This window comes from Haladaptatus sp. W1 (assembly GCF_001723155.1).
Lineage (GTDB): Archaea > Halobacteriota > Halobacteria > Halobacteriales > Haladaptataceae > Haladaptatus > Haladaptatus paucihalophilus.
The window spans coordinates 37,898-45,894 of sequence record NZ_MEIH01000385.1 but is presented as its reverse complement, the minus strand read 5'-3'; the positions used below and the strand labels follow the sequence as shown (position 1 = coordinate 45,894).

The 7,997-nt window shown below is 55.1% G+C and carries 6 protein-coding genes and 2 pseudogenes; 3 read left to right on the top strand and 5 right to left on the bottom strand.

What is annotated here, in order from left to right:
* The first annotated feature begins 32 nt into the window (after window positions 1–32).
* Together BG842_RS24000 and BG842_RS23995 are read left to right on the top strand one after the other, a co-directional pair.
* The gene (locus tag BG842_RS24000; RefSeq protein WP_069452775.1) at window positions 33–815 is read left to right on the top strand and encodes an ABC transporter permease; all 783 of its coding nucleotides are present in this window, start codon (window positions 33–35) and stop codon (window positions 813–815) included.
* 340 nt (window positions 816–1,155) lie between these two features.
* Entirely contained in the window at window positions 1,156–1,392 is a 237-nt protein-coding gene (locus BG842_RS23995; protein ID WP_069452774.1) for a hypothetical protein, read from the top strand.
* A 137-nt stretch (window positions 1,393–1,529) separates the two neighbouring features.
* Here the strand turns inward: BG842_RS23995 and BG842_RS23990 are convergent.
* Window positions 1,530–2,066, bottom strand: a pseudogene (locus tag BG842_RS23990) (alkaline phosphatase D family protein); the annotation flags it as partial.
* Between the two features lie 3 nt (window positions 2,067–2,069).
* Between BG842_RS23990 and BG842_RS29365 the strand changes: the two are divergent.
* The gene (locus BG842_RS29365) at window positions 2,070–2,381 is read left to right on the top strand and encodes a glycoside hydrolase family 15 protein (protein ID WP_394327500.1); all 312 of its coding nucleotides are present in this window, start codon (window positions 2,070–2,072) and stop codon (window positions 2,379–2,381) included.
* A 122-nt stretch (window positions 2,382–2,503) separates the two neighbouring features.
* Here BG842_RS29365 and BG842_RS33335 read toward each other — a convergent pair.
* The 4 genes and pseudogenes from BG842_RS33335 to BG842_RS23970 form a co-directional block, all read right to left on the bottom strand.
* Window positions 2,504–3,294 (bottom strand): annotated as a pseudogene (locus BG842_RS33335) (NAD-dependent epimerase/dehydratase family protein).
* 1,357 nt (window positions 3,295–4,651) lie between these two features.
* The gene (locus BG842_RS23980) at window positions 4,652–5,071 is read right to left on the bottom strand and encodes a hypothetical protein (protein ID WP_069452773.1); all 420 of its coding nucleotides are present in this window, start codon (window positions 5,069–5,071) and stop codon (window positions 4,652–4,654) included.
* Window positions 5,068–5,940 (bottom strand): ParA family protein, encoded by an 873-nt coding sequence (locus BG842_RS23975; RefSeq protein ID WP_069452772.1) that lies wholly within the window; start codon window positions 5,938–5,940, stop codon window positions 5,068–5,070. Before BG842_RS23975 ends, BG842_RS23980 begins: the two co-directional genes overlap by 4 nt.
* A gap of 764 nt (window positions 5,941–6,704) precedes the next feature.
* A complete protein-coding gene (locus BG842_RS23970; protein ID WP_254663443.1) occupies window positions 6,705–7,079 on the bottom strand; it encodes a hypothetical protein in 375 nt (124 codons plus the stop codon).
* Window positions 7,080–7,997: the final 918 nt, after the last annotated feature.

Sequence of the window (7,997 nt, the reverse complement as noted above, 5' to 3'; positions counted from 1 at the left end):
TGGTTCCGAATGAGCACCCGCGACGAACTCGGATGGAACGCAATCAAGGGACGACCGGGTTAGTGTACCTGTTCCTCTTGTTCCCGCTCCTCGCGGTGGTCATCATCTCGTTCCAACCGTCGAAGTTTCCGACGTTCCCACCAGAGGGATTCAGTCTCAAATGGTACGAGACGTTCCTCAACAGCGACCGGATGCTCACGGCGCTCAAGAACAGTTTCATCGTCGCGCTCGGCGCGTCGGTGTGTGCGGGCATCGTCGGCACCATAACCGCCCTCGGCTTCGTCCGACGGTCGTTCCCCAAGAAGAACATCCTATCGAGCGTGCTCTTCCTGCCGATGATAATCAGCCCGGTCGTCATCGGCGTGGCGCTGACGGCCTTCCTCACGAAGATGGGGTTCCAGAAGAACTATCTGTTCCTCATCGCGGGCCACACGACGCTCGTGTTACCCTACATTTTCGTCACCGTCAGAGCCCAACTCTACGGATTCGACCAGTCGGTCGAGGAGGCCGCGATGACGCTCGGCGCGAACGAACTGGAGACCTTCTTCGAGGTGACCCTGCCACTCATCGCGCCGGGACTCGCCGCGGGAATGCTCCTCGCGTTCGTCATCAGTTTCGGCGAGTTCACGGCGACCCAGTTCTGGGTCCAACCGGCGACCTCGACCGCGCCCATCGAGATTTACACGATGGTTCGCACCAGTATCACGCCGATGATCAACGCGATGGCGACGGTGCTGATGCTCATCACCGTGGCCGTCCCGCTCACATTGGACCTCCTCCTCGGCAAGAACCTCATCCTCAAATCGGGGCTTTGAGACGTCGCCGGGAGTTTTCGTTTTCGCACTGGTGGGACGAAAGTCGAAGACACCATTCCGGTGGTCGGCCGGGACTGGGAGAGGTGAACCATCTCACTCTGCTCCGCCTGTCGTTCGTCTCCAAGACGAGGGCAGTGCTCTTCAAAGAGAGGTGTGTACGAAGCGTAACGCTTCGGAACGCGGTCAGCGTATCCCAACAGATAATGTGGGTTCTTTTGCTCGTCCCTGCCCGTTCTCCCCTGTCGTCCGCTTGTTCCCCTCACGACAACTACCCAAATAGCGTCACGATTGAACTCTGTCCGAGGATTTACCTATCGCGTCCTCGAATTTGGTAGTACGAATGGTCTCGAATGGGACGTCACCACTCTCCCCACTCGCCCAAGAAGCACTCGATGCGCTCGCGACCGCACTCCCGGACGAGAGAGAACTTACGTACGAGCAAGCGTATGCGATTCTGAAGGACGAAAAAGATATTGAGCGGCCTGCTGCTGAGGACATCGTTGAGCGGCTCTACATGAAGGGACATCTCTATGAAGTCGAGGGGAAGCTTCGACTCACTGATTACGAAGCTGAATAGCGATAGTTAGTCGTCGATCTCAAACGTGTCCCCCTATCTGGACTGAATCGCCGTAATGACTTCTCCAGATACGTCACAGAAGTCGTTGGGATACCGTCGATTACCTGCATCATCGGTGGTCCTGCTGGCGCCGTCGATCAGCAGTTGACGGGAGTAAGCTCCTTCGTATACAGTGAATCGTTGTTCATATCTTTGAGAGTTACCGTCAAGACGTCCGACTGACCATCGACGTCGACCTGTCCGAAGAATTGAAACCCGTCACTTGGTGGGAGGTTCGCTTCACCCTCTGGCGGACTCTTCTCGAAGACGACCGTCGGTCCGAAGGTGTCATCGAGTTCGTTCGGTCCGAACGTCCCGGCGTGAAGCGGTCCGGAGACGAACTCCCAGAATGGATCGAACTCGGAGAACGACGCTCGCTTCGGGTGGTAGTGGTGGGCAGCGGTGTAGTGAACGTCCGCCGTTACCCAGACTACATTCTGGATATTTTCCGACTGCATGAATGAGAGTAATTCCTTGATTTCGATCTCTCTTCCCTTCGGTATCCCACTGTCTGCGTTTGCGGCGGCTTCATACTTATCACCGTCAGTGACCACGAGTCCAATCGGCATGTCCGCCGCGATGATTTTCCACGTCGCCTCGGATTCCGAGAGCGCGTCTTTGAGCCAGCTCATTTGCGTATCGGCGAGGAAGGGACGTTTCTCCTCTGTTCGTTCTGGCTCATCTCGGTGCTCGCCCGCGAAGGTCGGGTGGACAGGGCCGAGGAGATATTCGAGAACGTCCGGAACTGTTCGAGTTCGGTGGGGCTGCTCGCCGAGCAGGTCGACGTCGAACGGGGGGAACTGCTGGGAAACTTCCCGCAGGCGTTCAGCCACATCGGCTTCATCAACAGCGCGATATACATCGTACAAGCGGAGGACGGTAGATCCGCGTTCGATTCGGCCGAAACCGTCGTCGACCCGTACGGAAGCGGGTCGGTGACCCGCGACTGAGCGGTATCGGCCCACTCGTCTTCGTGAGCGATACGAACAACGGCAGCGAGGTGAACGATGGCGGACTTGGATGAATGGAGGACTTGGACGGCGGCTAGACTTCGATGACGGCGAAGATCGAACTATCGTGTCCCGTCCTCGTCGAGGACCTCCGTCGAGTTATCCCGTGGCCGGTAGCCTATCGCTCGAAGGGTGTGGGTGAGCGAGAGACAGCGGTCGTCGTTTCGGGAGATGGCGTGAGCCGTGAGCGGGTTCGTTGGCAGGTCGGCGAGCGCGGCGGACCGCAACGCGTCGTGACAGTCGCGGGGGCTCAGCCACATCGCACGGGCGAACCGAGCGTACGCCTCCGGGTACGACGTGTCGGGGTTTTCTTGGGTTTCCCGAAGGTCGTCGCGCGACATCAACCACCCGATGCGGAGGTTTACCGCTTCGATGCCGCTCTGACTGGCGAATCGAGCGCCGATGGCCTCGCTGGACCCTTCGTCACGCCGTACCACGAGTCGGGGTGCGGTCGAGCGTCGTGGGAGACGGCCGGTGTCTCCTCCCGCAGGGTTTCCGGCTCGTCGGGGGCGACGGTTTCGTTCCCGTTGACGGCGTGATTCGAACTCGCGTAGACCACGCGGTCGAGCCCGTTTTCGACCGCCGCCTCGTACGCGTTGTACGTTCCCTCGATATTCACCCTGTGGAGGTCGTCCCAGTCGGCGTACGGGGACGGGTTCGCCGCGAGGTGAATTAGCACATCCTCGTCGGAGAGGGCGTCGATAAACGCGTCCCTGTTCGTCACGTCGAGCGGAATGCTCTCCATGTCGTCCCGCTCGCTGTGCGTGATGAGCGTGAGGTCGTGGTCATCGAAGGCCTCGATAACTTCCGCTCCGACGTTGCCGGATGCACCCGTAACGGCGATACGTGCCATATCGTGCGGTCGTGAGCAACGCACACATAGGTGATGGCTACTCAAGTGCGAGGTTCTCGATGTACGACCGCACAGAATTGATATGCTCTCGCGTCTTTTGACGCGTGGGAATCCACGAAGTGGCTAGTAAGCTCGCGCGTTTCCTTGGGCGTGAAAAATGCTTTCACGTCCTCTCTCACCGATCACCGTCCAATCATGACCACGAACTGTACGTTCCAGCGCGCGTGGAGCCGTATCAAAGCGGCCTTCCCACCGATGTGCAACCGGCGTTTCAGCCCAGAATACCGCATTCCCGTCCACGGTAGAGTTTTCAGCCCACTGGGTAGCACTATCAGCGTCAGACGACACATAGGCTCAGACGTGGTAGAGTGGGATTCAACTTTGTTACCACACGACGAATTAATTCGAAGTCGTGCGAGACGGCTTCTCGTGATGACGAGAGGCGTAACGCGTCTCTCGAACCACATCGGTACGACCAAAGACTGTAGTCGCCAGCGTGAAAACGTCGATATCCATAGATACGGCGGAAAATCACTCAATACCACCGTTCGTAGAATATCCGGTAATGCAGTGACCGGTAGAAATCGAACTAAATTGACGGCATGTATCCGTGTCCTAAAGATGTATCATTACGTCTGTTCAAGCAATAAGCTAAAAGTGTGTAGATAAGCAAACATAGTATAATGTCGCTACACGAACAACGGCAATACCGAGGATATTTCCCAAGTAGACGACATAAGTATCTTACATTCGGTATCTCGGCCGTCGTTGGATTTTGGAGTTACTGGGCGTTCTCTCATGGCGTTGTCTTTGCAACGATGTATGTCATTGCATACAGTCTCCTGGGAATCTTGTTTGTACTACTTTGGGAGTGACCGGGTGGCAATCTCAATTACGAGTGCCTGAGCTATCTTATGTTTTCGGTTGAATGAAGACATCAAGGTACCTCCCTCAAAAAGCTCCCCTGGCGCGAGCAAATGAAATCAGTGATTAGATAATTCCCCTGAGTCGGTTAAAATGTCACTCGAATCATCCGGGAAACCGCGAAATTAGGCCCGTTCTGTCTCATCCTTCGAAACTGTGAACTTCTACTCACCGAACATCGATATAGCGAATATCGATATAAAACCTGTTGTCGTTCTCGCTAGCTCGTTAGTTTTGGCGATGCGCGTCTACTACCTGGGACTGTAACATCTATTTTCGGCACCTCTCAACGACGCGCTCAAACGACGCTGAATCGATGACGAACCGCACGAGATTTGCCACGGTCGCTCGATTCGGACCGTATCGAACGGTCGTTGTGGGTGAGGCTGTACGGAGAAGACTCGAATATGCGCTTTCGGACGGTAATCCCCGTCTACGACCGATGTCTTCGCTCGGCGATGATTTCGACGAGACGCTCGGGTTCTTCCGCTGCGAGCGTCAGGACGGCATCGTGAATTTCACGCTTTTCCTCATCTCGGATTCCTCGCCGTCGAAGTTCCGGGACGACCGTAATCCCGACTGCATCTTCGAATTCGTCCCACGTATCGCCTCGCGCGTACAGTGGTCGTTGTCGAACCTCCGAATATTCGAACGCGGGCCCGGACATCTCCGTCGCCGACTCGTTCGTGGACCGTGCCTGCGTCGCCTCTGGGTAGTTCTCCTCGGTAGGAGCATCGATTTCTGATTGCACGGAGGGTTCGTGGGAGGACTCGGATGTCCCCTGACCAGCCCCCTGATCGGTCTCATCGCTTTCGACGGCACCCAAATCGTCGAAGGGATTCGCGTCAGTCATCGCTCGACACCCCCGTTGACGACGATGGAGGCCAGTTCCTCGAAGTTCTCAAGTTGGCTGTTTTCGGGGTCGTAATCCAGGAGCGGTTGGTGTTCTTTCAGCGACTTCGAAAGCGATGCACTGTATCGGATACCGGGTTTCGGCGGCTGCATCTCACCCTCGTCGATCGCCTCGAACTCATCGGCCGTGATTCGCGCAAAGTTTGGAACTTTCCCTTCCGTCGCCTCGGCCGTATTCAGGTTTTCGAGAAGTTCGCGGTCTTCAGTTCGCTGGTCGATTCGCTCGCGGAGTTTGTTCGGGACGAGCGCAAGAACGTCGATATCGATGTACTCCCGCGAGGGAGTGATAAGCCGCTCCATCGTCCGTTTGTACCCACCGATGGAGCTGGACCCCGGTTCGAGGGGGATCATTACGTTTCCGGATGCGACCAGTGCGTTGTTGTTGAGCATTCCGGGATAGGCCGGGCAGTCGAACACGATGTAGTCGTATCGCTCCCCGAGAAGCGGGTCGACGATTTTCGTTTTAACCCGTGCAGACCCCTGAAGCGCACCTGCAAGGTCTTTTTCGACATCTTCGAGCGAATCCGAGGACGGAAGGAGGTCGAAACCGAAATCGGTCTCCTGAACGAGGTCGGCGGCGGTCGCATTGCCGTGGTCGAGGATGACATCGCCGAGGTTGGTCTCACCTCGGTAGACATCACCGAAGCCGAGACCGTTGGTCGCGTGGCCGTTTGGATCGAGATCGGCAAACAACACTCGACCACGTTCTGTCAGTTGGCGTGCGAGATTCATCGAAATCGTTGATTTGCCGACGCCGCCTTTCAAGATGACTACGCTCACAGCGCGTGGAGTGTCTACGTTAGCTACCATTGTGTTCCCCGGCCGCCGGAATGTCGTTTTTAATAGGTGCATCATTTACACCAGGCACCTATTGTATGGTATTTGCTTACTTCGGCGGTTGAGATAGCCGTCTCGCCACAGAGACATAAACTTGCCGCAAGTAGATGGTTGAACTACAATAGGTAACTTAGAGAAGGCAGGTACTGTAGCTGAGTCACCTATTGGAGCCACCATCGGTGCCCGACTGTTGAATACGAACGGAAGAGATTAGCCACCGAAGTTAGCAAAGATAGATGGCTAAGCGAGAATAGGTAGTACAGGAATCGTAGCAAAGGTACCTGAGGCACCTATTGTAATTCAGGCTGATCTATTGTAACGGAGGTGAGTGGACGAGATATCAGTGAACACGGTATCAGTGAACGTGTATCGGTCGAACTCGTTCAAACGGTCGGTCGAGTCTCAAAACAGGACAGCAAAAAGGAATAGGTAGCTAAATATCAATAGTTGCAATAGGTAGAGAGGGTACCTCGTGAATCTACACCAGAGAGGTCAGCTGGACAGTGTGCAGTAACACCATCTTCGCAACACGGTCTTCGCAACACGGTGCACCCGAGGAGGTACCCCGGAGAAAACCTCTACAGGGATATCCTGACGCATCGGCCGAATGGTCACTGTTAAAAAAGGGGGAAGAAGTTCGTGGGTGGCTAAATTGAAGTCTTATCGATCTCGATTTTCCCAACAGCACGATTTCCCTCAACAGCAACCGCTGCTACTCACCGCTGCTACTCCTGGTTTTACGCATCGAATTCGACCGATCCTTTGTATTTGAATTTGATTTTGTCGCCCTCGCGCCACTGCCAGTAGTAGTAGCGATTGTCGTTGATCTCTTTCACCGTAATCGTAGCTCTGGAAGGCACATCGTCGGGGAGGTCATCAGGTCGCTCCTGAGCATGTTCCTCTTCTCGCTCGGCCAGTCGTCGTTCGCGCTCTCGATACTCGGCCAACTCCGTGGCGTATCTGGCGACATATCGGAGCAGTTCGGATGAGTATTTGTCGAGCGTTTCGGCGAAATCAGTCGGAAGGTCTTGCGGTGGAGTCGGTGGCGAGTAGGTCGTGGATGAATGGATGACGGGTGTTTGGCGTGTGTTTGACGAGTGTTTAACCAACACGGATGGCAGACTCGTTGCGTTGTTGGTTAAACCGAGCGGTGAAAGCCGAGTTCTCGTCGAGGCCATCGACGCTCACGCCCAAAGCGACACGCTTTCTTGGGACGTTACGCGTGGAATCCGCTGGCCTGCTGGCCTGTCGAAATCCATCCGAGTTCGGCCGCAACCCCCTCCCCCCGTTATCGAAGTGTAAACGGACGAGTGATGGGGGGGAGGTGTTGGGAACGAGAGGGGGGATGAGAAAGAGGAAAAGACGGTGCTGTGGACGTATTGGAGACAGATGGATTTCAAGATGAGTTCTAAGACGGGTACTGAGTGGTTCTAAAGCCGAAAAACATCATATTCGACATAGTATATTAAAAAGGAAAGATTTAAGTTAATAGGGTCAAAACAATATCCGCAAACTGTAATCCATAGTAGTTAAAATGAGTTTGGAGAGGGTTCTAGAGCAACGAGAGAAGCGTATTGTCACCCCCACCTCTCCAAACGAGAATTACACTTCGATAACGGGGTGGGGGTGACGTCACCTCATCGACATCCTCATCAGTGGGCGGTATACAACTGTTCGTCGGACCGTTCTTCGAAACGTGCCTGGGAGAACCTGTGGGCAACACGTTGCAGCCGTCGATTGTGGTTTCCCGGCGTATCTCGTTCACGAATCGGCTGTTACACTTCGACAACGGGGTGGGTGTTCGAACGTGTCTTCTCCATACCGACAATGACCGTTGAAAGCAAGAACACGATGTATCACAACCACTGGGAGGGTGTTGAGTTACACTTCGATAACGGGGTTGGCAACGACCAGTAAGTCGATGCTTGCTGTCGGTTTCTTCTCCAATTTACACTTCGATAACGGGGTAAGCGGTGTGGTGGGGCGAGAATTGCAGTGGCGTCTCGACGTCGCAGTCCGTTACACTTCGA

Bases quoted from the DNA above. Each gene is read 5' to 3' on its own strand.
- BG842_RS24000 (WP_069452775.1), top strand. From the start codon at position 33: ATGGAACGCAATCAAGGGACGACCGGGTTAGTGTACCTGTTCCTCTTG.
- BG842_RS23980 (WP_069452773.1), bottom strand. From the start codon at position 5,071: ATGACTGACGCGAATCCCTTCGACGATTTGGGTGCCGTCGAAAGCGAT.
- BG842_RS23975 (WP_069452772.1), bottom strand. From the start codon at position 5,940: ATGGTAGCTAACGTAGACACTCCACGCGCTGTGAGCGTAGTCATCTTG.
- BG842_RS23995 (WP_069452774.1), top strand. From the start codon at position 1,156: ATGGTCTCGAATGGGACGTCACCACTCTCCCCACTCGCCCAAGAAGCA.